The sequence below is a fragment of the Comamonas terrae genome, from assembly GCF_001544075.1.
Taxonomy (GTDB): Bacteria; Pseudomonadota; Gammaproteobacteria; order Burkholderiales; family Burkholderiaceae_C; genus Comamonas; species Comamonas terrae.
Genome location: NZ_BCNT01000001.1, coordinates 75,703 through 97,074, shown reverse-complemented (window position 1 = coordinate 97,074; position 21,372 = coordinate 75,703). Strand labels below are relative to the sequence as shown.

General features: G+C 66.8%; 24 protein-coding genes. 8 read left to right on the top strand and 16 right to left on the bottom strand.

Going from position 1 to position 21,372, the window contains the following annotated elements:
• The first annotated feature begins 177 nt into the window (after positions 1-177).
• The gene (gene mnmH, locus Cte04_RS00420) at positions 178-1,239 is read left to right on the top strand and encodes a tRNA 2-selenouridine(34) synthase MnmH (RefSeq protein ID WP_066471682.1); all 1,062 of its coding nucleotides are present in this window, start codon (positions 178-180) and stop codon (positions 1,237-1,239) included.
• On the opposite strand, the gene Cte04_RS00415 is transcribed toward mnmH, so the two are convergent.
• Both Cte04_RS00415 and Cte04_RS00410 read right to left on the bottom strand, forming a co-directional pair.
• The gene (locus Cte04_RS00415) at positions 1,240-1,752 is read right to left on the bottom strand and encodes a GNAT family N-acetyltransferase (protein WP_066469981.1); all 513 of its coding nucleotides are present in this window, start codon (positions 1,750-1,752) and stop codon (positions 1,240-1,242) included. It abuts the gene before it with no gap.
• A gap of 26 nt (positions 1,753-1,778) precedes the next feature.
• Complete coding sequence (locus Cte04_RS00410) at positions 1,779-2,390, bottom strand: LysE family translocator (RefSeq protein WP_066469978.1); 612 nt, start codon at positions 2,388-2,390, stop codon at positions 1,779-1,781.
• A 95-nt stretch (positions 2,391-2,485) separates the two neighbouring features.
• On the opposite strand from Cte04_RS00410, the gene Cte04_RS00405 reads away from it, so the two are divergent.
• A complete protein-coding gene (locus Cte04_RS00405; RefSeq protein WP_066469975.1) occupies positions 2,486-4,015 on the top strand; it encodes an aminotransferase-like domain-containing protein in 1,530 nt (509 codons plus the stop codon).
• An 84-nt stretch (positions 4,016-4,099) separates the two neighbouring features.
• Positions 4,100-4,864 (top strand): hypothetical protein, encoded by a 765-nt coding sequence (locus Cte04_RS00400; RefSeq protein ID WP_066469967.1) that lies wholly within the window; start codon positions 4,100-4,102, stop codon positions 4,862-4,864.
• A gap of 1 nt (position 4,865) precedes the next feature.
• Here Cte04_RS00400 and Cte04_RS00395 read toward each other — a convergent pair whose 3' ends face one another.
• Together Cte04_RS00395 and Cte04_RS00390 are read right to left on the bottom strand one after the other, a co-directional pair.
• On the bottom strand, positions 4,866-5,198 hold the full coding sequence (locus tag Cte04_RS00395) for a cupin domain-containing protein (protein WP_066469965.1): 333 nt from the start codon (positions 5,196-5,198) through the stop codon (positions 4,866-4,868).
• Positions 5,199-5,332: 134 nt separating this feature from the next.
• Positions 5,333-5,575 (bottom strand): hypothetical protein, encoded by a 243-nt coding sequence (locus Cte04_RS00390; protein ID WP_066469954.1) that lies wholly within the window; start codon positions 5,573-5,575, stop codon positions 5,333-5,335.
• Positions 5,576-5,757: 182 nt separating this feature from the next.
• On the opposite strand from Cte04_RS00390, the gene Cte04_RS00385 reads away from it, so the two are divergent.
• From Cte04_RS00385 to Cte04_RS00365, 5 genes are all read left to right on the top strand, one after another.
• Positions 5,758-6,738 carry a Bug family tripartite tricarboxylate transporter substrate binding protein gene (locus Cte04_RS00385; RefSeq protein WP_066471680.1) on the top strand — a complete coding sequence of 327 codons (981 nt, stop codon included), beginning with the start codon at positions 5,758-5,760 and terminating at the stop codon, positions 6,736-6,738.
• A gap of 2 nt (positions 6,739-6,740) precedes the next feature.
• Complete coding sequence (locus tag Cte04_RS00380) at positions 6,741-8,024, top strand: CaiB/BaiF CoA transferase family protein (protein WP_083526417.1); 1,284 nt, start codon at positions 6,741-6,743, stop codon at positions 8,022-8,024.
• Positions 8,009-8,401 carry a cupin domain-containing protein gene (locus tag Cte04_RS00375; RefSeq protein ID WP_066469951.1) on the top strand — a complete coding sequence of 131 codons (393 nt, stop codon included), beginning with the start codon at positions 8,009-8,011 and terminating at the stop codon, positions 8,399-8,401. The genes Cte04_RS00380 and Cte04_RS00375 overlap by 16 nt, the downstream gene beginning before the upstream one ends.
• Positions 8,402-8,483: 82 nt before the next feature.
• Positions 8,484-9,647, top strand: a complete 1,164-nt coding sequence (locus Cte04_RS00370) for an acyl-CoA dehydrogenase family protein (protein ID WP_066469946.1) — start codon at positions 8,484-8,486, stop codon at positions 9,645-9,647.
• 109 nt (positions 9,648-9,756) lie between these two features.
• Positions 9,757-10,707: a LysR family transcriptional regulator gene (locus Cte04_RS00365; protein WP_066469931.1), complete on the top strand. Its 951-nt coding sequence runs from the start codon at positions 9,757-9,759 to the stop codon at positions 10,705-10,707.
• Here the strand turns inward: Cte04_RS00365 and Cte04_RS00360 are convergent.
• The 12 genes from Cte04_RS00360 to Cte04_RS00305 all read right to left on the bottom strand — a co-directional run bounded on the left by Cte04_RS00360 (position 10,690) and on the right by Cte04_RS00305 (position 21,237).
• Positions 10,690-11,199 (bottom strand): PH domain-containing protein, encoded by a 510-nt coding sequence (locus Cte04_RS00360; protein ID WP_169798034.1) that lies wholly within the window; start codon positions 11,197-11,199, stop codon positions 10,690-10,692. The two genes, Cte04_RS00365 and Cte04_RS00360, sit on opposite strands and share 18 nt — an antisense overlap.
• A gap of 19 nt (positions 11,200-11,218) precedes the next feature.
• Entirely contained in the window at positions 11,219-12,751 is a 1,533-nt protein-coding gene (amaB, locus tag Cte04_RS00355) for an L-piperidine-6-carboxylate dehydrogenase (protein ID WP_066469911.1), read from the bottom strand.
• A gap of 27 nt (positions 12,752-12,778) precedes the next feature.
• A complete protein-coding gene (locus tag Cte04_RS00350; protein WP_370671011.1) occupies positions 12,779-13,921 on the bottom strand; it encodes a saccharopine dehydrogenase family protein in 1,143 nt (380 codons plus the stop codon).
• A 238-nt stretch (positions 13,922-14,159) separates the two neighbouring features.
• Positions 14,160-15,053, bottom strand: coding sequence for a 3-hydroxyisobutyrate dehydrogenase (gene mmsB / locus Cte04_RS00345; protein WP_066469908.1), 894 nt, complete (start codon positions 15,051-15,053; stop codon positions 14,160-14,162).
• A 74-nt stretch (positions 15,054-15,127) separates the two neighbouring features.
• Positions 15,128-15,547, bottom strand: a complete 420-nt coding sequence (locus Cte04_RS00340; protein ID WP_066469905.1) for a DUF488 domain-containing protein — start codon at positions 15,545-15,547, stop codon at positions 15,128-15,130.
• Between the two features lie 12 nt (positions 15,548-15,559).
• The gene (locus Cte04_RS00335; RefSeq protein WP_066469897.1) at positions 15,560-15,973 is read right to left on the bottom strand and encodes a TfoX/Sxy family protein; all 414 of its coding nucleotides are present in this window, start codon (positions 15,971-15,973) and stop codon (positions 15,560-15,562) included.
• Between the two features lie 10 nt (positions 15,974-15,983).
• Positions 15,984-16,559, bottom strand: coding sequence for an MOSC domain-containing protein (locus tag Cte04_RS00330; RefSeq protein ID WP_066469888.1), 576 nt, complete (start codon positions 16,557-16,559; stop codon positions 15,984-15,986).
• A gap of 7 nt (positions 16,560-16,566) precedes the next feature.
• Entirely contained in the window at positions 16,567-17,733 is a 1,167-nt protein-coding gene (locus tag Cte04_RS00325) for an acyl-CoA dehydrogenase family protein (RefSeq protein ID WP_066469887.1), read from the bottom strand.
• A 72-nt stretch (positions 17,734-17,805) separates the two neighbouring features.
• On the bottom strand, positions 17,806-18,165 hold the full coding sequence (locus tag Cte04_RS00320) for a lysozyme inhibitor LprI family protein (RefSeq protein ID WP_066469886.1): 360 nt from the start codon (positions 18,163-18,165) through the stop codon (positions 17,806-17,808).
• A gap of 77 nt (positions 18,166-18,242) precedes the next feature.
• Positions 18,243-18,989, bottom strand: a complete 747-nt coding sequence (locus Cte04_RS00315) for a lysozyme inhibitor LprI family protein (protein ID WP_083526415.1) — start codon at positions 18,987-18,989, stop codon at positions 18,243-18,245.
• Positions 18,990-18,998: 9 nt separating this feature from the next.
• Positions 18,999-20,522: a CoA-acylating methylmalonate-semialdehyde dehydrogenase gene (locus Cte04_RS00310; protein ID WP_066469880.1), complete on the bottom strand. Its 1,524-nt coding sequence runs from the start codon at positions 20,520-20,522 to the stop codon at positions 18,999-19,001.
• Positions 20,523-20,712: 190 nt separating this feature from the next.
• Positions 20,713-21,237, bottom strand: a complete 525-nt coding sequence (locus Cte04_RS00305) for a MarR family winged helix-turn-helix transcriptional regulator (protein WP_157081775.1) — start codon at positions 21,235-21,237, stop codon at positions 20,713-20,715.
• Positions 21,238-21,372 lie beyond the last annotated feature (135 nt).

The window sequence follows — 21,372 nt, the reverse complement described above, 5'->3', positions numbered from 1 at the left end:
CGTTGCCCATGCGGGACGCAGCCGTGCGTATCGAGGCTCGATCCATTCCTTGTCCGCAGCCCGTGCCTTGCTGCAGCGGGCCTTTTGTATTGCCGAGCCTCGCGCCGGGGTGATTTCCCGGCGATGGCCGACAGCTGATGGCCGCCAGTGCCTGTGCGGCCTTGATTGATCGTCGCCGTGTCCCACCGTCAACCCATCCGCGTTCCCGACCGCCACCAGTTCGATACCCTGATCGACGCCCGCTCGCCCGGCGAGTTCGAGCAGGACCATATCCCGGGCGCCATCAACTGCCCCGTGCTCGACAACGAGGAGCGTGCGCGCATCGGCACCATCTACAAGCAGGTCAGCCCCTTCGAGGCCAAGCGCCTGGGCGCGGCCATGGTGGCGGCCAACCTGGCCCGCCACCTGCGCGAGACCTTTGCCGACAAGCCCTCCAACTGGCGGCCGCTGGTGTACTGCTGGCGCGGCGGTCTGCGCAGCGGCTCCATGGTGACCTGGCTGCGCCTGGTGGGCTGGGATGCCCAGCAGCTGGCTGGCGGCTACAAGGCCTTTCGCGGCCATGTCATCAGCCAGCTCGAAGCACTGATTCCCCGCATGCAGATGCGCGTGCTGTGCGGCGCCACGGGCAGCGCCAAGACCCGCGTGCTGCATGCGCTGCAGCAAGGCGGTGCGCAAGTGCTGGACCTGGAAGGCTATGCCTGCCACAAGGGCTCGCTGCTGGGCAACCTGCCCGGCATCGAGCAGCCCAGCCAGAAGCGCTTCGAGACCCTGATCGCCGAGCAGCTCGAGACCTTCGATCTGTCGCGCCCCGTCTATCTGGAAGGAGAGAGCGCCAAGATCGGCCGCCTGGGCGTGCCGCTGGTGCTGGTCGAATACATGCGCAAGGCCCCCGTGATCGAGGTGCGCGCCACCACCGGGGCGCGTCTTTCCTACCTGCTGCGCGACTATGCCTACCTGGGCGACGATCCCCAGGCCCTGGCCGGCAAGCTGGGCTGGCTCAAGGAGCTGCAGGGCAGCGAGACCGTGGGCCGCTGGCAGGCCTGGGCCCAGGCCGGCGAGCTGTCGCCGCTGTTCGAGGAACTCATGCTGCGCCACTACGACCCGCACTACGAGCGCTCGCAGTCCAGCCATTTCACGCAATGGGCAAGCCGCCACGTGCTGGAGACCGACGATCTGTCGGACGCCGGCATCGCACGGCTGGCCGCGCAATGCCTGGCGCTGGAGCCGGCGGGCGCCTGATCAGCCGGCCGATGGCGCCAGCCTGAGCGCCATCAGGATCTCGTCGTGAAAGCGCCCGTCCACCGCAATGGCCTCGGGCATGCGGCCGCAGGCGGCAAAGCCCGCGTTTTCGTACAGGCGCAGCGCGGCCCCGTTGTCCGCATTCACGCCCAGCTGCAGCCAGCGCAGGCCCAGCGAGCGGCCATGCTCGATGGCTGCCTGCAGCAGCCGGCCGGCAATGCCGCGTCCGCAAGCGCCCGGCGCCACATACATGGCAAACAGCGTGGCCTTGTGCGCCAGCTTGGCGTTCTGTTCCCGGTACATGCCCAGCGTGGAGCACAGCCGGCCGCCATCCCAGGCGCCCCACATGGCCTGACCGGGCGTGCTGTCAAAGCGCGCCAGCAGCTGGGCATCCGTCACGGCCTGCTCGGTCTGCGGCGTGGCGCTGAAGGCGCTCGGGCTTTCCAGCAGCGCCTGCCGGCGCAGCGTGCGGTAGTCTGCGAGATCGGCGGCTTGCAGTCGGCGTATGTGCATGCGGTCAGTTTAAGACGCCATTGCAGTCATTCCATGAAGATGGGCACCAGGGACAGCAGGAGCAGGGCCGCCATGGTCCCGTTGAAGGCCCGCAGCGCCGCCGGTGTGCGCAGCGCACGGCCCACGGTGCTGCCGAACAGCGTCCAGACGCTGATGCTGGGATAGTTGATCGCCCCGAGCACCATGGCCGACAGCAGCAGATTGAAGAAAAAGCCTTCGCGCGGCGTATAGGTGGCCACCACGCCTATGCACATGATCCAGGCCTTGGGATTGACCCACTGGAAGGCGGCGGCCTGCCAGAAGCTCAACGGGCGGCTGCCGGCCTGGCCCTGGTCCACGCTGCCGGCCTTGGCAATCTTGGCCGCCAGCCAGACCAGATAGGCCGCGCCCAGGTATTTGAGCAGGGTATACAGGCGTGGCTCGGCCTCGAAGACCTTGCCCAGGCCGGCGCCGATCAGCAGCAGCATGATGACCACGCCCAGGCAGATGCCCAGCATGTGGGGCACGCTGCGGCGGTAGCCGAAGGTGGCGCCCGAGGCCGTGAGCATGACGTTGTTGGGGCCGGGCGTGACGGAGCTGACAAAGGCGAACAGCGCCAGCGGCAGCACGAAGGAAAGCGAGGAAGGCAAGGGATTCATGGCAGTTCAAGCAGTGGTGCTCTGCATGCTAAATCCGGAAAACGGTACAGTGCCAGTACACTTTGCCATGCCACTTCATGAACTGGCCTGCTTGTATGACCCAGACACTTTCCTCTCCTGGTGCCGCCGGCCTGGCTGCCGCCACTCCGTCACCCGCAGCCGTTGCGCGGACCGCTTCGGCCATGGGCTGGCAGCCCATGCGCGGCAGCGGCAATTCGCTGGTGGATCAGCTGGTCGAGCATTTCGGCGGCCTGATCCGCAATCACGGCCTGCGCGCCGGCATGCGCCTGCCTTCGGTGCGGGCGCTGGCCGAAAGCGCCCAGGTGAGCCGGGACACCGTGGTGCAGGCCTATGACCGGCTGGCCGCGCTGGGCCTGGTGCAGTCGCGGCGCGGCGCCGGTTTTTACGTCTGCGCCCAGCGCAGCGTGGCCGTGCCTGCGCCCATGCCCGCCAGCAGCCTCGCGCAGGGCGCGGCCTTCGATACGACCTATCTGCTGCGCGGCATCTTCCGCGAGGGAGTGGATGGCGCCGGCAGCGCGGGCTGCCTGCCCAACAGCTGGATGGACCACGGGCTGATCACCGGCGCCATGCGCACCATCGTGCGGCAGGGCGCGCGGGCCGAGGCCGGGCTGCTGGGCTATGGCGTGCCCCAGGGCTTCCTGCCGCTGCGCCAGCAGATCGCCTCGGGACTGCAGGCCCAGGAGGTGCCCGCGCATCCCGAGTCCAACCTGATGACCGTCAGCGGCGTCACCCACGGGCTGGACCTGATCGTGCGCTGCTTTCTGCGGCCCGGCGATACCGTGCTGGTCGAGGACCCGGGCTGGTTCCTGATCTTCGGGCGTCTCAACGCCATGGGCGTGAACGTGGTGGGCGTGCCGCGCCTGCCCGGCGGGCCCGACGTGCAGGCGCTGGAAAGCCTGGCGAGGCAGCACCGGCCCAAGCTGTTCATCCTCAATACCGTCGTGCACAACCCCACGGGGCTGAGCCTTTCGGTGGGCGTGGCGCACGATGTGCTGCGCATTGCGCAGCAGCACGATTTCCTGCTGGTCGAGGACGATACCTATTCGGATTTCCTGGGCAGCATGCCGCTGCGCCTGGCCGCCATGGACCGGCTGCAGCGCGTGCTGCTGGTCGGCGGCTATTCCAAGACGCTGTCGGGCGGGCTACGCGTGGGCTATGTGGCGGCGCGGCCCGAGATCATCCACCAGCTCACGGACCTCAAGCTGCTGGGCGGGCTGACTTCGGCACTGCCCAGCGAGCACATCGTGCACCGCATCCTGGCCGACGGAGCCTACCGCAAGCATGTGGACCGGCTGCGCGAACGCGTGGACAAGGCGCGCAGCCGCTGCCTGCGCCGGCTCGAGGCCCTGGGCTGCCATGCGGTGCACGAGCCGGTGGCCGGAACCTTTGCCTGGGTGGACTGCGGCATGGACAGCGAGGTGCTGGCCCGCCACGCGGCCGCGCACGACCTGCTGCTGGCGCCCGGCCTGCTGTTCTCGCCGCGCCAGGCTTGCAGCCGCATGCTGCGGGTGCAGGTCTCCATGGCCGACGATCCGGCGCTGTGGAAGGTGCTCGAACAATTGCTGCGGCAATACCGGGAGAGCGGGCCCGCGGTTCACGATTGATCACAATCGAAGGCCGCGCAAGGCGCGGACAGGGGCCGGGCTGCTGTTATGTTTGCAGCATGCCTGTTGCATCCGCCTTGTCCCATGCCGCTTCATGACGCTTGCCGCCCCGCGGTGCGCGCGGGCGCAGGGCGTGCAGCCGCGCTGCCCGTCATCGCGCTTTGTGCGCTGCTCGCCGCCTGTTCCAGCGCACCGACCCGGCACGGCAAGGTGGAAGGCGAGTCCTTCCAGGCCGGCGAACTGATCCAGTCCGACAGCAACCGCATGGCCACGCTGGCCATGAAGGAGAACCTGGACAGCCTGGTGCGCATCATGGACAAGCTCTACCGCCGCAATCCGGGCGAGTGGAAGAAGACCGCCGAGAGCCGCGAGGCGGCCGTTGCCTATGTGCGCATCGCCATCATGGAGCGCCAGCCCTGGCAGGAGCTGCAGGGCGAGCGCGATGTGGCGGCCCTGTCGCTGGCGCTGCGGCCCGATTTCACCGGCGATCGCGTGGCGGCCTTCGTCTATGCGGCGGCCGACACCATCATCACGGCCCACGGCAACCGCACCTCGTTCACGCTGGTCGACGGGCTCGACCCGCAGCGTGTCTTCAATGCGGCGCGCAATCTGGAAATCGCCAACTGGATCCTCAACTCCCGCAAATCGTCCAGCGGCCAGCCCCTCCTGCTGTCCAACGAGCTGGCCGAGCAGGAGCGCAACCTGAGCTTCGAGCGCGAGATGGGCAAGATCATCGGCCGGCTGGATCTGGTCGCGAGCTTCACCACCGAGCGCTACCGGCGCTCGGTCATCGGCTACGGACAGGGCCTGCTGGCCGGACCGTTCATGCAATTCCTGCCCGTGCGCTGATTCAGCCGGGGCAGAGCACGATGGTCACGAGCGCAGAAGAGTCCTCGACGGCCCGCACGGCATGCGGCATGTTGGGCGGCAGGTGCATGAGCTGCCCGCTGTCGAGCTGGTGCACGGTCTGGCCCAGCAATACCTCGAAGCGGCCTTCCAGGCAGTGCAGGCTCACGCTGCCGGGCACATGGTGGGGGGGCAGCGACTGGCCGGCGCGCAGCACCACGCGGATGACTTCCATGTCGTCAGCCTTGAACAGTGCATGGGTGCGCGCACTGCCCAGCCGGGCGCCGTAAGGATTCACGTCGATGGCCTGGGCAGGTGATGCATGAAGAAGAGCCATGGCGCGCCTCCGGGAAGTAACGGCAAATACCCTATTGTCCCGTGCCGGTGCGCGGACTTCAACCTTGGTTTGATGACAAGCGTCAGCCTTTGCCGTGTTGGCGTGTCGGGGGAAGACCGCAAGGGCGGCCGTTTTCAGGCCCGGTAGCCAGTGCTGATCAGCCATGCCTCCAGTGCAAAGACGGCCACGGCCAGCAGCATGGGCAGCGCATGCAGCGTGCCCATGAACAGGCCCACGGGCTCGGGCGCCAGCAGCACGGCCCGCTTGAACGCAATGAAGCCGCAGACAAAGGCCGCCGGCGGCATGACCAGCACGGGTAGGACCAGCCATAGCAGAGGCAGGGACAGCAGCGACAGAAGCACGGAAATCCAGATCATGCCCGCAGTGTAGAGGCATGCTGCCCCTGCGCCGCGGCAGCCTGATGCGGATATTCGGCAATTCAATGATTCATAAATAGAATCGTTCACTCTGTTTAAACAATTGGACTTGAATGCTTGAACGCCTCAGCATGCAGGGCAGGCGCCGGATACAGGGGCCGCATCTGACCAAGGAGACAAGCATGAAAAAGCGTTATCTACTGGGCGCCGGCGCTGCAGCCGCCATGGCGGCCGGCCTGGGCTTTGCCCTGCCTGCGCTGGCGCAGGAGAGCTATCCGAGTGCCCCCATCACGCTGGTGGTACCGTTCGCCGCAGGCAGCGGCACCGACGCCGTGGCCCGCGTGGTGGCCAGCAAGCTGGGCGAGCGCCTCAAGCAGCCCGTGATCGTGGACAACCGCGCCGGAGCCAACGCCCAGATCGCGGCCGTGCATGTGGCCAAGGCCAAGCCGGACGGCTATACGCTGTTCATGACCACCAACACCTCGCACTCGGCCAATCCCTGGCTGGTCAAGGGCCTCAAGTACGACCCGATCAAGGATTTCACGCCCGTGGCGCGCGTGGGCGAGCTGCCGTTCGCGCTGATCGTGCACCCCTCGGTGCCGGCCAGGACGGTGGCCGAGCTGATCGCCTACGCCAAGGCGCATCCCGACCAGCTTTCCTACGGCACGCCCAACAGCACCTCGCTGGTGGCCTCGGAAACCTTCAAGTACATCACCAGGACGCAGATCACCGGCGTGCCCTACAAGTCCAGCCCGCAGGCGCTGACCGACGTGATGGGCAACCAGATCCAGATGTATGTGGCCGACCTGGGCTCGGCCTGGGGCACGCTCAAGACCGACCGCGTGCGCACGCTGGGCGTGACGGCGGCCAAGGGTTCGCAGCTGCTGCCCCATGTGCCGGCCATCGCCAAGACGCTGCCGGGCTTCGACATCACCTCGTGGAACGGCATCTTCGGCCCGGCCGGCATGCCCAGGGCCATTGCCGAGCGCATCAACGGCGAGCTGCAGCTCATCCTCAAGGACAGGGCCGTGCAGGAGCAACTGGCCCAGGTAGGCTTCGAAGTCTGGCCCACGGCCACGCCCGACGAGTTCGCCGCCTATGTGAAGGAGCAGCTTGCCAAATGGGGCCAGCTGGTCAAGCAGGCCGGCATCGAGGCGCAGTGAGGATGGCGGCCATGCACAGCGACAGCAGACAGGCGGCGGGCACGCCAGCCGGTCCCCTGGCCGGCGTGAAGGTGGTGGACATGACTTCGGTGGTCATGGGGCCGTTCGCCACGCAGATCCTGGCGGCCCTGGGAGCCGACGTGATCAAGGTCGAGTCTCCCGAGGGCGACAACATGCGCCACGTGGGCCCCATGCGCAATCCCGGCATGGGCCCCATCTTTCTGCAGGCCAACCAGGGCAAGCGTTCCATCGTGCTCGATCTGAAGCAGGCTGCCGCGCGCGAGGCGCTGCTGCAGCTGCTGGCCGGTGCCGATGTGTTCATCAGCAATGTGCGGCCCCAGGCCATGGCGCGGCTGGGCCTGGCCTACGAGGATCTGGCGCAGCGCCATCCGCGCCTCATCCATGTGAGCTGCTGCGGCTTCGACCAGGCCGGCCCGTATGCGGCCCGCCCCGCCTATGACGACCTGATCCAGGGCGCGACCGGCGTGCCCTGGCTGGCCCAGCAGTACGGCGGCGGCGAGCCCGCGTACGCGCCCATGACGCTGGGCGACCGCGTCACGGGCCTGCATGCGGTCTATGCGGTCACGGCCGCGCTGTATGCACGCGAGAAGACAGGGCAGGGGCAGGCCGTGGTCGTGCCCATGTTCGAGGCCATGACGCAGTTCATCCTGGGCGACCACATGGCCGGGCTGAGCTTCGATCCGCCGCTGGGCGAGGCCGGCTATGCGCGGCTGCTCACGCGCCACCGCAAGCCCTACCGCACGCGCGACGGCCATCTGTGCGTGCTGATCTACAACGACAAGCACTGGCACAGTTTCTTCAACGCCATAGGCCAGGGCGAGCGCATGCGCGAACCCATGTTCGCCACCCACGGCCAGCGCGCGGCGAACATCGATGCCGTCTATGCCGAGGTGGCGCGCCTGATGGAGGAACGCAGCACGGCTGAATGGCGGGCGCTGCTGGATGCGGCCGACGTGCCCAACATGCCCATGGCCTCGCCCGAGGACCTGCTGGCCGATCCGCACCACGCGGCCACGGGCTTTGTGCGCGAGATCGACCACCCCACGGAAGGGCGGCTGCGCACCACGGGCAACCCCACGCAGTGGAGCGGCACGCCCGCGCCTGCCCATGCCGCCGCCGCACCGCAACTGGGCCAGCATACCTTGCAGGTGCTGCGCGAGGCAGGCCTTGCCGAGGCCCGCATCGCCGCGCTGCAGGCCAGTGGCGCCTGCATGCAGGCGCCCTCATCGAACGACACGGAGAAAAACCCATGCCCCGCTATCTGATACGCGAGCAGGACGTGCCGGGCTACAGCCCCGCCAACCACCACGGTACCGTGAACCGGCGCCTCGTCAGCCGGGCCAATGTGGGCGCGCGCCACATGGAGGTGGTGCTGGGCACGCTGGAAAAAGGCGGCGGCGCGCTGCCGCATGCCCACCCGGGCATGGAGCAGGCCTGCTACCTGCTCGAGGGCACGGCCGAGGTGGAGGTGGAAAGCGAGGGCCGGACCGAGCGCTTTGCCATGCAGGCCGGCGATACCTGTTTCTTCCCCGAGGACTGCATGCACGTGTTCCGCGTCACCAGCGACACGCCCGTGCGCCTGCTGGTCATCTACAGCCCGCCCTATGGCGAGGACCCGGCGCGCGTGCGCCGCCCCGCTTGAACAAAACAATAGCTGAAAGCGCTTGAGGGACAAGCGTTTGAGCTTGATTTCATTCAAAAAAACGGACAGAAGAGAGCAAGCCATGGACTTTTTGTGGAGCGCCGAGCAGGAACAGATCCGCGAGGCCGTGCAGCGCGCCTGCGCGCCTTTCGACGACGACTACTGGCTCAGGAAGGACCGGGACGGCGGTTTTCCGCATGACTTCCACCAGGCCCTGGCCGAGGCCGGCTGGCTGGGCATCGCCATGCCCGAGGAGTTCGGCGGTGCCGGCCTGGGCATCAGCGAAGCGGCGCTGATGATGCACACCATATCGGCCACGGGCGCGGGCCTGTCGGGCGCATCGGCCGTGCACATGAACATCTTCGGCCTGCACCCGGCCGTGGTCTTCGGCACGGACGAACAGAAGCAGCGCTGGCTGCCGCCGCTGATCGCGGGCCGGGACAAGGCCTGCTTCGGCGTGACCGAGCCCAATGCGGGCCTGAACACCTTCAAGCTGCAGACCCGCGCCGTGCGCGAAGGCGATGTCTATGTGGTGCACGGGCAGAAGGTCTTCATCTCCACGGCCCAGGTCGCCAACAAGATATTGCTGCTGGCGCGCACCAAGCCCGTGGAGGAATGCCAGGGCACCGAAGGCCTGTCGCTGTTCTATACCGACCTGGACCGCAGCCGCATCACCGTGACCGAGATCGAGAAGATGGGCCGCAAGTGCGTGGACACCAACCAGCTCTTCATCGACGGGCTGCGCATTCCCGTGGAGGACCGCATCGGCGAGCAGGGCAAGGGCTTCTCGTACATCCTGCACGGCCTCAATCCCGAGCGCATCCTGATCGCCGCCGAAGCCGTGGGCCTGGGCCGTGCGGCCCTGGCGCGCGCCACCCAGTATGCGAACGAGCGTGTTGTCTTCGACCGGCCCATCGGCCAGAACCAGGGCGTGCAGCACCCCCTGGCCCAGGCCTGGATGGGGCTGGAGGCCGCGCACCTGATGGTGCAGAAGGCCGCCTTCCTCTACGACAAGGGCCTGCCTTGCGGCGCCGAGGCCAATGCCGCCAAGTACCTGGCCGCCGAAGCCTGCGCCAAGGCCTGCGAGACCGCCATCTTCACGCACGGCGGCATGGGCTATGCCAAGGAATTCCATGTGGAGCGCTATATGCGCGAGTCGTGGATTCCGCGCCTGGCGCCCGTGAGCCCGCAGCTCATCATGTGCTTCATTGCCGAAAAAGTGCTTGGCTTGCCGAAGTCGTATTGATAACTCCCTGAGCGGCTGCGCCGCTTCCCCCTGGAAGGGGAACGACGCCTTCGGCTAGGCGCCCCCACCGCGAGGCGGCTCTTGCTCGGCGTCTCTGGCGAAAGGAGCGATGCCTGTCGCCGCGCCTGCATGGCAAGATCAGCTCATGAAGACTCATCTGCTACGGTATTTCGTGGTTCTGGCCGAGGAGCTGCATTTCGGCCGGGCGGCCCAGCGCCTGTGCATCACCCAGCCGCCGCTGAGCATGGCGCTCAAGGCGCTGGAGCAGGACCTGGGCACGGTGCTCATGGAGCGCGACGCCAAGAACGTGAAGCTCACGCCTGCGGGCGAGGCTTTTCTGCACGAGGCGCGCAAGGTGCTGGCGCAGCTGCAGCATGCGGCCGAGGTGGTGCGCGGCGTGGCCCTGGGCCTGCAGGGGCGGCTCGATATCGGCATCACGGGCTCCATGGTCTACCGCCAGGTGCCGGGTTTTTGCCGGGCCTTTCGCGCCGAGCGTCCGCTGGTGGAGCTGTGCCTGCACGAGATGTCCACGCGCGACCAGCTGCAGGCCATCGCCAGCGGGCAGATCGATTGCGGCTTCCTGAACATCGGCACGCCGCCCGACGGCATGCGCACGCTGTCCATCGGCGAGGAGCCCTTTGTCTGCTGCCTGCCCAGCGAGCATGCACTGGCCCAGCGTGCCGAGATCGACCTGCCCGAGCTGGCCCAGGACACTTTCGTCATGTTCGCGCGCGAGGTGGCGCCGGCCAATTACGACAATGTCATCGCCTGCCTGCAGCAGGCTGGCGTCCATCCCCATACGCGCCATGCCGCGCGCCAGTGGCTGACCGTCATGGCCCTGGTGTCGGCCGGGCAGGGCGTGGCCCTGGTGCCGGCCTGCATGCAGACGGTGGGCATGAACGGCGTGCGGTTTGCGGCGCTGCGCGGCAGCAGGGTGACCACGCCGGCGGTGCTGGCCTGGCGCGCACAGCGCATGCCGGCCGTGCTCGAGGCCTTCGTGGCCAGTGTGCAGCGCCTCGTGGAGGCCGGCCCGCCAGGGCTCTCAGCCGGAATCCGCTAGCCCCGAAACCTGTCGCACATCGCGCACAAAGTCCTGGGGCGAGGCGGGCGAGACCACGATCGTGCGGCCGGCAAGGCGCAGCACCACCGTGCGGTGCCGGTCCATGACAAAGGCCCGGTACCTGCCCAGTTTCTTGCTGCGAAAAAGTCCGGTGAACGCATACAGGCCGCCATTGCCCCAGAGGCGCATGCTGCCGCGCATGGCATCGGGCTCGGCGTGAACCGATTGCAGGGCGGCCGCTCCTGCCCAGGGCAGGCGGGTGGTCCAGAGCAGGCGCCGCACCAGCAGCGCATCGGCCGTGACCACATAGCCGCGCACCGTGAACAGCGCGCAGACCGCGAGAACCACCAGAGGCAGCAGGAGGGGCCAACGCAGCCCGGAATGGCGGCTCAGTGCGAAACCCGTCGAGATGCCCAGGCACAGCAGGCTGCTCAGCACGGAGATGAGGATCAGCGAACGGCCCCAGGGCGCCCGGTGTTCCTTGGCAGGCATGGTCTTCAGCATCCGCGTTTCACCCGAACCGGATGCCTTGCGCCAGCGGCAGCTCGCGCGAGTAGTTGATGGTGTTGGTCGTGCGGCGCATGTACTGCTTCCAGGCGTCCGATCCGCTTTCGCGGTCGCCACCGGTCTCCTTCTCGCCGCCAAAGGCCCCGCCTATCTCCGCGCCGCTGGGGCCTATGTTCACGTTGGCCATGCCGCAATCCGAGCCGGCTGCACTCAGAAAGGTTTCCACCTCGCGCAGGTCGTTGGAGAAAATGCAGGAAGACAGGCCCTGCGGCACGTCGTTGTTCCAGGCGATGGCCTGCTCCAGCTCTTCATAGCTCAGCACATAGAGCAGGGGCGCGAAGGTCTCCTGCCGCACGATGGCCGTCTGCGCAGGCATGTCCACGATGGCCGGCTCCACATAAAAGCCCTGGGGAAACGGTTCTGCGAGCACGCGCCGGCCGCCGGCGAGCACCGTGCCGCCTTGCTGCCGCGCCTGGGCGAGGGCGTGCTGCATTGCATTGAAAGCCGCCTCGTCGATCAGCGGCCCCACCAGGGTGCCGGGCTGCAGCGGATCGCCTATGCGCAGGCTGGCATAGGCCTTGAGCAGCTTGTCCAGCAGGGCCGGCTTCACATCCCTGTGCACGATCAGCCGCCGCAGCGTGGTGCAGCGCTGGCCGGCCGTGCCCACGGCGCTGAAGACGATGGCGCGCACCGCCATGTCCAGATCGGCCGCGGGCGTGACAATCATGGCGTTGTTGCCGCCCAGCTCCAGGATGCGCTTGCCAAAGCGCGCCGCCACCCGGGGTCCCACGGCGCGGCCCATGCGGCTGGAGCCCGTGGCCGACACCAGGGCGATCTGCGGGCTGTCCACGAGGGCTTCGGCGACATCGCCGCCGCCCAGCACAATCTGGGCCAGGCCCGCCGGTGCACGGTCGCCGAATGGAGCCGTGAATTGAGCGATCGCACGCTCCAACGCCTTGAAGGTGGCCAGGCCCGACAGCGGCGCTTTTTCGGAGGGCTTGAATATCACGGGGTTGCCGCAGACCAGAGCGATCGCTGCATTCCAGGCAAACACCGCGCTGGGGAAATTGAAGGCCGTGATCACGGCCACCGGCCCCAGCGGGTGGTATTGCTCCATGATGCGGTGGCCCGGCCGTTCCGAAACAATGGTCTTGCCGTGCAATTGGCGCGACAGGCCCAGCGCGAATTCGCAGATGTCCACGGCCTCCTGCACCTCGCCCAGGCCTTCCTGCACGATCTTGCCGACCTCGCGCGAGACGACATGGCCTATGTCCGCCTTGGCGCGGCGCAGCTCCTCGCCCCACAGCCGCACCAGCTCGCCGCGCACCGGTGCGGGCGTCAGCCGCCATTGCCTGAAGGCCTGGTCCGAGCGGCCGATGACGGCAGGCATGTGTGCCGCGGGCAGGGCCGCCAGGCGGGCCAGTTCGGTGCCGTCGATGGGCGAGCGCACGGCAATGTCGGAGCCTTGCAGCGCGGTCAGGTCAATGCCGCAGCGCTGCAGCACGGTGGCGAAATCGTCTAAGGGCGATGCAGTCATGGGTTTTCCTGGAGCGAATCGAAAACTTCAACGGTGGACGGCCTGGGGGACGGGCGCGGCAGGTTCCGCGCCATTTTGGGCATCTTCGCGCAGGCCTTCAAAGTAATGTCCCACGCGGGTGGCCAGCAAGGCGGAAAGCGTGCATTGCTCCTGGCGCACAAAGCCGTGCTGCGGCAGCCGGCCGGTGGCGAACAGTTCCACCGCGCCCAGCATGCCGGCGGCCGTGGTCAGCTCGATGGCCGTGCGATGCCGTCCGCGCAGCGGCGCGCCGTAGATGCGCACCGTGCGCGTCTCCTGCTCCAGCCGGCCGCCCCGCAGGCCGGTGGCCGTGGCGGCAATCACCACCATGTCGTCGCGGCTGTGGGGCACGGCGCCTTCCAGCACCTGGCGCAGCAGGTCGCGTCGCTCCATCAGGCGCAGCCCGTGCAGCAGCAGGTGCATGGCGTCGCGGTGGCCGGAGTGGCGCAGGGTCTTGTAGCTGAGGTTGCGCACGCGGCCCTGCAGCGTCTCGCACAGCGTGCCCAGGCCGCCGGAGGTGTTGAAGGCCTCGAACTGCTGGCCGTCCAGGAGCCAGCTTTCCAGCCCCTCCAGCGGCTGCACTTGCGTCAATTGGCCGTTCACGATGGCATCGCAGGGATTGCAGTACTCGTTGATGAGGCCGTCTATGCTCCAGGTGAAGTGGTAGCGCAGTGCATTCGTGGCGTGGACCGTCAGCGCGCCCACGCGCAGCTGCAGCTCGTGCAGCGCATCGAACTGCCCCGCCAGGTGCCCGCCCAGCATGCCTATCACGCCCGGCGCCAGCCCGCACTGCGGCATCAGCACCGCGCGCGCCTGCGGCGCGAGAGCCCGTATGGCACGCGTGGCGGCAACGTCCTCGGTCAGGTCGAAATAGTGGACTTCATGCTGGGCTGCGGCGGTTGCGACCCGCGCTGCGCAGAAGAAAGGCAGGGCATTGATGACCAGGGAGTGCTTGCGCAGTGCCTCGGCCAGCGCGGCGTCACTCTGTATGTCCAGTTGCAGGCGGTTGATCAGCGGATCGCTGGCGGCGGGCGATGGCTGCATGTCCGCCAGCGTGGTAGGGAGGCCATGCAGCTCGGCCAGCATGTCGGCAATCGTGGAACCTATCTTGCCGGCACCCAGGATGAGGATGGCTTCGAGAGGATTCTTCATGATGGCCTCCTTTGAGAACGTGTCCACGCTCTCTGCGCCGCTGACGGATCAACACGACTGGCGCCAATCAGGTCCGGGCGCGAGCCTCGCCTCAAGAAACCGGCTTGGTGCACCTTGTTTGCGCATGTCCTTGTCCATTCTGAGAGCTTGCAGCGCAGTGTCAATCAGCCGTCAGGACAAAGACCGCATGGCTCTCGCCGTGCGGTCTTTTTCGGGGAGAAGGCTGGACCCCAGGCCGTCACTTCTTTTGCATCATCTTGATCACGCTGGAGAAGTCTTCCGGCCCGTGCCCCGCCAGACTGTGGGCGGCATAGAGCGCGCGGGCCATGCCGCCCAGCGGCGTGCTGGCCCTGACGGCCATGGCGCTTTCCTGGGCCAGGCCCAGGTCCTTGAGCATGAGGTCGGTGCCGAAGCCGCCGGTGTAGCCGCGCGTGGCGGCGGAATTCTCCTGCACGCCGGGGTAGGGGTTGTAGACCTCGAGCGCCCAGTTGCCGCCCGAGCTGCGGCGCATGATCTCGGACAGCACCTTGGGGTCCAGCCCGTTGGCCACGCCCAGGGCGATGGCCTCGCTGGTGCCTATCATCAGAATGCCCAGCAGCATGTTGTTGCAGATCTTGGCGGTCTGGCCCGCACCCACGGCACCCGCGTGGAAGATGTTCTTGCCCATCTTCTCGAGCAATGGCCGCGCGCGCTCCAGGTCGGCGTCGGCACCGCCCACCATGAAGGTCAGCGTGCCGGCGATGGCGCCGCCCGTGCCGCCAGAGACAGGGGCGTCGATGAAGGCAATGCCTGCGGCCTCGGCCGCCTTGGCCACCTTCTGGCTGGTGGCGGCGGCGATGGTGGAGCTGTCGATGACCAGCACGCCCTTGGCGATGTGCGCGAGCAGGCCGCCTGTGCCGCCGCGCCCCAGGTACAGCCCTTCGACATGCTGGCTGGCCGGCAGCATGGAAATCACGACCTCGGCGCCTTTCACGGCTTCCTCGGCGCTGGCCGCGGCCTGGCCGCCTTCGGCCTGGACCTTGGCGAGAGCCGGGGCACTGAGATCGAAGGCCTTGACGCTGTGGCCGGCCTTGACGAGATTGATGGCCATGGGGGCGCCCATATTACCGAGGCCGATGAAGGCGATCTGCATGTCTGTCTCCTTTGTCTGCTATTGAAGATGTAGCTTGTTGCGCTTTGTCTGCCTGCGTTGGCGGCTGATTCTTTTCAGTTGGCGATGTCCGCTCCCTTGTCCTGCAGCAGGCTGCGCAGAATGCTGCGGTGGCAGCGCGCCTCGTTCTCGCAGTAGCAGCCCACGGCGAATGCGGCATGGTGCGACAGGGCGGCGAGCAGGCTCAGCGTGCGGTCGGCAGGTGCCTCGGCCAGCTGCTTGCGGAACAACTTGTCGAACTGCTTCCACAGCTTGTCGGCCTTGGCAGTCTGGCCCTGGTCCTGCAGGTGGTGGGATTCCAGTGCCAGCTTCATGGTGTCGGGCTCGGGCGAGAGCTCGGGATACCAGACGTCGTAGTAATCGCGGCTGGCGAACTCGGCCTTGGGCACGCCGCGCGGCGGGCGGCGCACCGTGCCTATGCGCAGGCCTTCGCCCGGGGCGCGCGGGGTACCGAGTCGGACGATGCGGACGGGCATGGCGGTTCTCTCCTATAGGTCGCTATCGAACACGCTGGGGCGCTTCGCCTGGCCTGCGCTTGGGGCCGCGGCCTTGCGCCGCGGCGATGCCTTGGCACGCGGGTTGTAGGCCAGGGCTTCGTCGAGCCAGAACTGCCATTGCCCGCGCGTGGCAAAGCCGTTGGGCTCCACCCAGAAGTAGCCCTGCATGCCGCCGCCGGGCGAGAGTTCGCGGGTGTTCTGCATTTCCATGAATTCGGTGTGCCGCTCGGGCGGCAGGCGTACCAGCAGCTCGCCGTGCTTCACGCCCAGGCACAGCTTGCCGTCCACGAAGAAACAGTAGCTGCCGAACAGCGTGCGCTCCTCCACGTTGCCGCGCACGGCCAGCGCCTCGCGCAGCGCAGCGATCAGCACCAGGGCTTCGGGGGACAGGGGACGGGTCGGCATGGCTGGTTCCTTACACCCGTTCCATGGCCTGGTGGGGCAGGGTCGGAAGACGCTGGGTGACGGTATCTCCGGCCTGCACGAGGCCGCCTTGAAGCACCACGGCCATTACACCGGTTTTACGGATAAGCCGGCCTTGAGCGTCCTTTTCCAGCATGGCGGCGAAAAGGCCCGGCTGAAAATCGTCGATCTGCACGCAAGGGTTGCGCAGCCCGGTCAGCTGCACGACAGGCCCCTGGGAAAAATGCAGCTCGGTGCCCACCGGCAGAGCAATCAGCTCATGCCACAGCCAGCCAGGTGCAGTGGCCAGCGTGATGTTCTCGCCCAGCTGTCCGGGCCGGACCTCGAAGCCTTGCCCGGCCACGTGGGTGAACAGCGATTGCGAAATCAGATGCACCTGCCGCAGGTTGGGCTGGTCGAGGTTGGCCTTGACCCGCGAGCGGTGCTGCACGGTACGGCCCCAGTGTGCATCGCCTGCCACCCCTAGGCCCGCTTGCAGTTCGATGGTATCGACCGTGGTCTTGGAGAAGCGATGCTCGCTGTCGCGGTGGACTGCGAGAACGGCGGCAGAGGTCGGTGCGTGCTGCATGGCGGATTCAGCGGATGGCGTTGGGTGCATCGCCTTCCAGCATACGCCGCGCGATGATGACGCGCATGATCTCGTTCGTGCCTTCGAGGATCTGGTGCACGCGGGCGTCGCGCATCAGGCGCTCCAGCGGGTACTCGCGGATATAGCCGTAGCCGCCGTGCAGCTGCAGCGCCTCGTTGCAGACCATGAAGCCCGCATCGGTGGCAAAGCGCTTGGCCATGGCGCAGTAGGTGGAGGCGTCGCGCGCGCCGGCGTCGAGCTTGCTGGCGGCCAGGCGCACCATCTGGCGCGCGGCGACCAGCTCGGTCGCCATGTCGGCCAGCTTGAACTGCAGCGCCTGGAAGCTGGCGATGGGCTTGCCGAACTGCTTGCGCTCCTGCATGTAGCGTTGGGCCTGGGTGAGCGCGCCCTGGGCCGCGCCGACCGAGCAGGTGGCGATGTTGATGCGCCCGCCGTCCAGTCCCTTCATGGCGATCTTGAAGCCTTCGCCTTCGCGGCCCAGCAGGTTGCGTGCGGGAATGCGCACGTTGTCGAAGCTGATCACGCGCGTGGGCTGGCTGTTCCAGCCCATTTTTTCTTCCTTCTTGCCGTAGCTGATGCCGGGCAGATCGGCCGGCACGGCAAAGGCGCTGATGCCGCTGGCGCCCGACTGCGCATCGCCGGTACGCGCCATGAGCACCAGCACGTCGGTGCTGCCCGCGCCGCTGATGAAGGCCTTGGCGCCGTTGATCACATATTCGTTGCCCACCAGTTCGGCCCGGGTTTTGAGCGAAGCGGCGTCCGAGCCCGCGCCGGGTTCGGTCAGGCAGTAGCTGGCGAGCTTTTGCCCGCTGGTGAGCGGTTCGCCCCATTCGGCGCGGACCTCGTCGGTAGCCCAGGTGCCCAGCATCCAAGTCGCCATGTTGTGGATGGTGATGAAGGCCGTGGTGGAGGGGTCGACGGCGGCCAGCTCCTCGAAGACCAGGGTCGCATCCAGGCGTGGCAGGGCCAGGCCACCGGCGCTCTCGGGTGCGTACAGGCCGCAGAAGCCCAGTTCGCCGGCCCTGGCAATGGCTTCGCGCGGGAAGACCTGCCCGCGGTCCCACTCGGCGGCATGCGGCGCCAGCTCTGCCTGGGCGAAGGCGCGGGCCGTGTCGGCAAAGGCATGCTGATCTTCTGTCAGTTCAAAGTCCATCTCTGTCTCCTTTATTGTTTTATGAGGCTGCAGGGCTTATTGGGAAAGCGTCGGCAGCTATTGAATTCATAGTTATGGTGGCGGACCCTGGTGCAGCCACTGCTTGAGTACATCGTCGCGGGCTCTGATCTGCTGGATCAAGCATTGGTAATAGCGGCGCGGCCAGTCGGCCTGGGCCTCGAATGGAGCCTGCGATTGCTTGCACAGAGTGTTGCGGTGGCGTGTCCACTCGCTTTGCTCCTTGCGCAGGAGCGGGCGCTCATGGGCCGAGAGGGCGCGCATCACATCGCCATAAAGAATCTGGTGGTCGGTATCCGCCTGCTGGAAATCCTTGATGGCGCAGGCATTGGTCTGCTGCACCGTGCCACCAGGCACGCAGTTGGCGCCGGCCTGGGCATGTGCATAGGTGCTGAAAGCTGTTGCCAAAAGCATGGTTGCCAGCGCATTTGCAGAACGGGCTGAAAGAGGGAGGCCGGGCGAGCAGAGCTGGGTGGAACGAGGCTTGTGGCTCATGGCTTTGCCCCGGCTTTGATCAGAGGCTGCCAGTCTTGCCGGTAAGCCTTTATACGCTCCAGCCCCATGCGCAGCCGGCAGGCGACCTGGTCTTCCTTTTCATGAACATAGCCGTTGAGCCGGCAGCTTTGTTCGCGTTGCTCAAGCCAGCGCTTTTGCTCGGCATGGAACCTCTCGGCCTGAAGCTCGGGCAGATCCATTGCCATGGAGATATAGAGCACCTGCACACCGTATTCGATGGTGGCCTGCCGCTGCTGCAGGCAGGCCAGCGTGTTTTTTTGCGCGTCGGCGCAGTCCAGCCCGTTTTGGGGCGGTTGCCGGGCGGGCGGCTGAAGGCTGTCGAGCAGTTCGGTGCGCCGCATGGCCATCCGGCTGCGGCATAGCGCGGCCTGGGCCAGGGCATTGGTGTCGGAAGCGGGCCTGTTCGCGGGCGTGCATTCCGTGTCGCGGCGCCGCGCCCAGTCCCGCTGGCGGACCCGCAGCTGTTCGCTTCGTTCGGCCGGCATCAGGTCATGGAGCTTTTTCAGGCTGTGCTCGAGCGCCGCATCGGCAGCGTCGGCTCGCTCATCCAGGCACTTCAGAGGGGCTTGCCCCTGGGCGGCTGGATCGCAGAACGCGCTGGCGGGCTGCGCCGCCTTTTCCTGTGCAGCGGCACCGGCTGTCGCCAGACAAAGCAGAACTGCGCCCAACCTCCTGCAAGACCGTGGTGATGGCTGGAGGTCGGGAGGCTGGCGCAGTCGCATGTCTTGTTCTTACTTCAGGCTGATGGTGGTATTGACGCCCTGGCTGGTGGTGGAGTCGTCAAACCAGCGGGCCGTCACGGTCTTGGTCTGAGTGTAGAACAGCACAACCTGCTTGCCGTAGGGTCCCAGGTCGCCGAGCTTGGAGGCACGGCTGCCGGTGAACGAGAACAGCGGCACGGGCACGGGAATCGGCACGTTGATGCCGACCTGGCCCACGTCGATCTCTTCCTCGAACTTGCGCGCCGCGGCGCCCGACTGGGTGAAGATGGCCGTGCCGTTGCCATTGGGATTGGCATTGATCAGGGCGATGGCTTCGTCCAGGTTCTCGGCCTCCACGATGGCCAGCACGGGGCCGAAGATTTCCTGCTCGTAGATGCTCATGCCGGGCTTGACGCCGCTGAAGATGGTGGGACCGACGAAGTTGCCTTTTTCATAGCCGGCCACCTGCGGCTTGCGGCCATCCAGCTCCAGCTTGGCGCCTTCGGCCAGGCCGCGCTCGATCAGCCCTTCGACGCGCGACAGCGCCGCGCACGAGACCAGCGGGCCCACGTCGGTGCCGGGCTCGGTGCCGGCGCTGACCTTGAGAGCCCTGGACTTTTCCACCAGCTCGGGAATCCAGTTGCGTGCTTCCCCTACCAGCACGGCCACCGACACGGCCATGCAGCGCTGGCCTGCAGCGCCGAAGGCCGCGCCCAGCAAGGCATTGAGCGATTGTTCCTTGTTCGCATCGGGCATGACGATGGCGTGGTTCTTGGCGCCCATCATGCATTGCACGCGCTTGCCGGCCAGGCTGGCGCGGTTGTAGACGTGGGTGCCGACCTTGGTGGAGCCCACGAAGCTGATGGCCTTGATGTCGGGGTGGTCGCAGATGGCGTTGACCACGTCCTCGCCGCCATGCACCACGTTGAGCACGCCGGGCGGCACGCCGGCTTCGAGCGCCAGTTCGCACAGGCGCATGGTGACCATCGGGTCCTGCTCCGAGGGCTTGAGGATGAAGGTGTTGCCGGTGGCGATCGCCATCGGGAACATCCACAGCGGAATCATGGCCGGGAAATTGAACGGCGTGATGCCCGCGCACACGCCCAAGGGCTGCAGCAATGAATAGGTGTCCACGCCGCTGGCCACATTGTTGGCCAATTCGCCCAGCTGCAGCGTGCCGATATTGGCCGCATGTTCGACCACTTCCAGGCCGCGGAACACATCGCCTTCGGCATCGGGCAGGGTCTTGCCCTGTTCTGCCGTCAGGATGGCGGCCAGCTCCTTCATGTTCTCGCGGATCAGTTGCTGCAGCTTCAGGAAGATGCGGGCGCGTGCGCCGATGGGGGTCTTCTTCCAGGTCTTGAAGGCCTCCTTGGCATTGGCGACGGCGGCATTGACTTCCTCGGGCGTGGCGAAGGGTACGCGCGCCAGCACTTCCTGCGTGGCAGGGTTGATCAGGTCGCGCCATTGCGTGGTCTGCGATTCGACCATCTGGCCGTTGATCAGCAGCTTGACGGTGGGGGCCAGGACCTTGCTGGAGGTAGGGGCGTTCATGGGCTGTCTCCTGAGGCTGCCCGGTCGTGGCCGGGCCGTGTGTTGGTTGAAACAGCGTGGGTCTCCCCACGCATGCAGTCCATGGTATGTGTGCGCTTTTGCGCGGGCAAGCGCATTTTCTGCAAACAGCATGTGCATAAATGCACATGAGCCGAGGCAACGGCACGGTGCTTTGCTGCGGCTGTGCAGCTCAGCCGCGCTTTCTGGCCTTTTGCAGATGCAGCGGTTCGTAGATCACACGCGCCCCGGGCGTGAGCTTGCTGCCCAGCTTGCCCAGCAGATGGATGAGCTGGGCCTGCTCGGTTTCCGTCAGCGGCGACAGCAGGCGCTTGTGGGCCAGCTCGACGGGCAGGGCCGCCTCGGTCAGCATGCGGTGGCCGGCCTCGGTCAGGGCCAGCTCATGCTGGCGTTTGTCGAGCATGCTTTGCGCACGCTGCAGCAGTCCGCGCTCTTCAAGGGAACGCACGAGGCGCATGGTCGTGACCTTGTCGAAGCCCAGAGCCCTGGCCAGCGAGGTCTGGTCGGTGCCGGGCACGGACTGCACAATGGTCAGCACGCCCCACTGGGGCGGGGTCAGGCTCAGCGAACGGCATTCTTCCTCGAAAATGCCGACCGAAAGCTGATGCGCGCGGCGCAGCAAAAAGCCCAGACGCTTGTACAGTGCCAGGGGCTGGGAGGCGTTGCCGGAAGAGGGAGAGGCAGTGGTGCGGTTCATTGCTGCGGATTCTGAAGGGGGAGATGCAGGTTTGCCAATGGGTCTGGCATCAGCCGAAGACTAAAGCCAACGCTTCATTCAGCAGGGGCTGCTGGTGCTTGCCCTATGGATGAGCTGTATTTTGATAAGTAAACT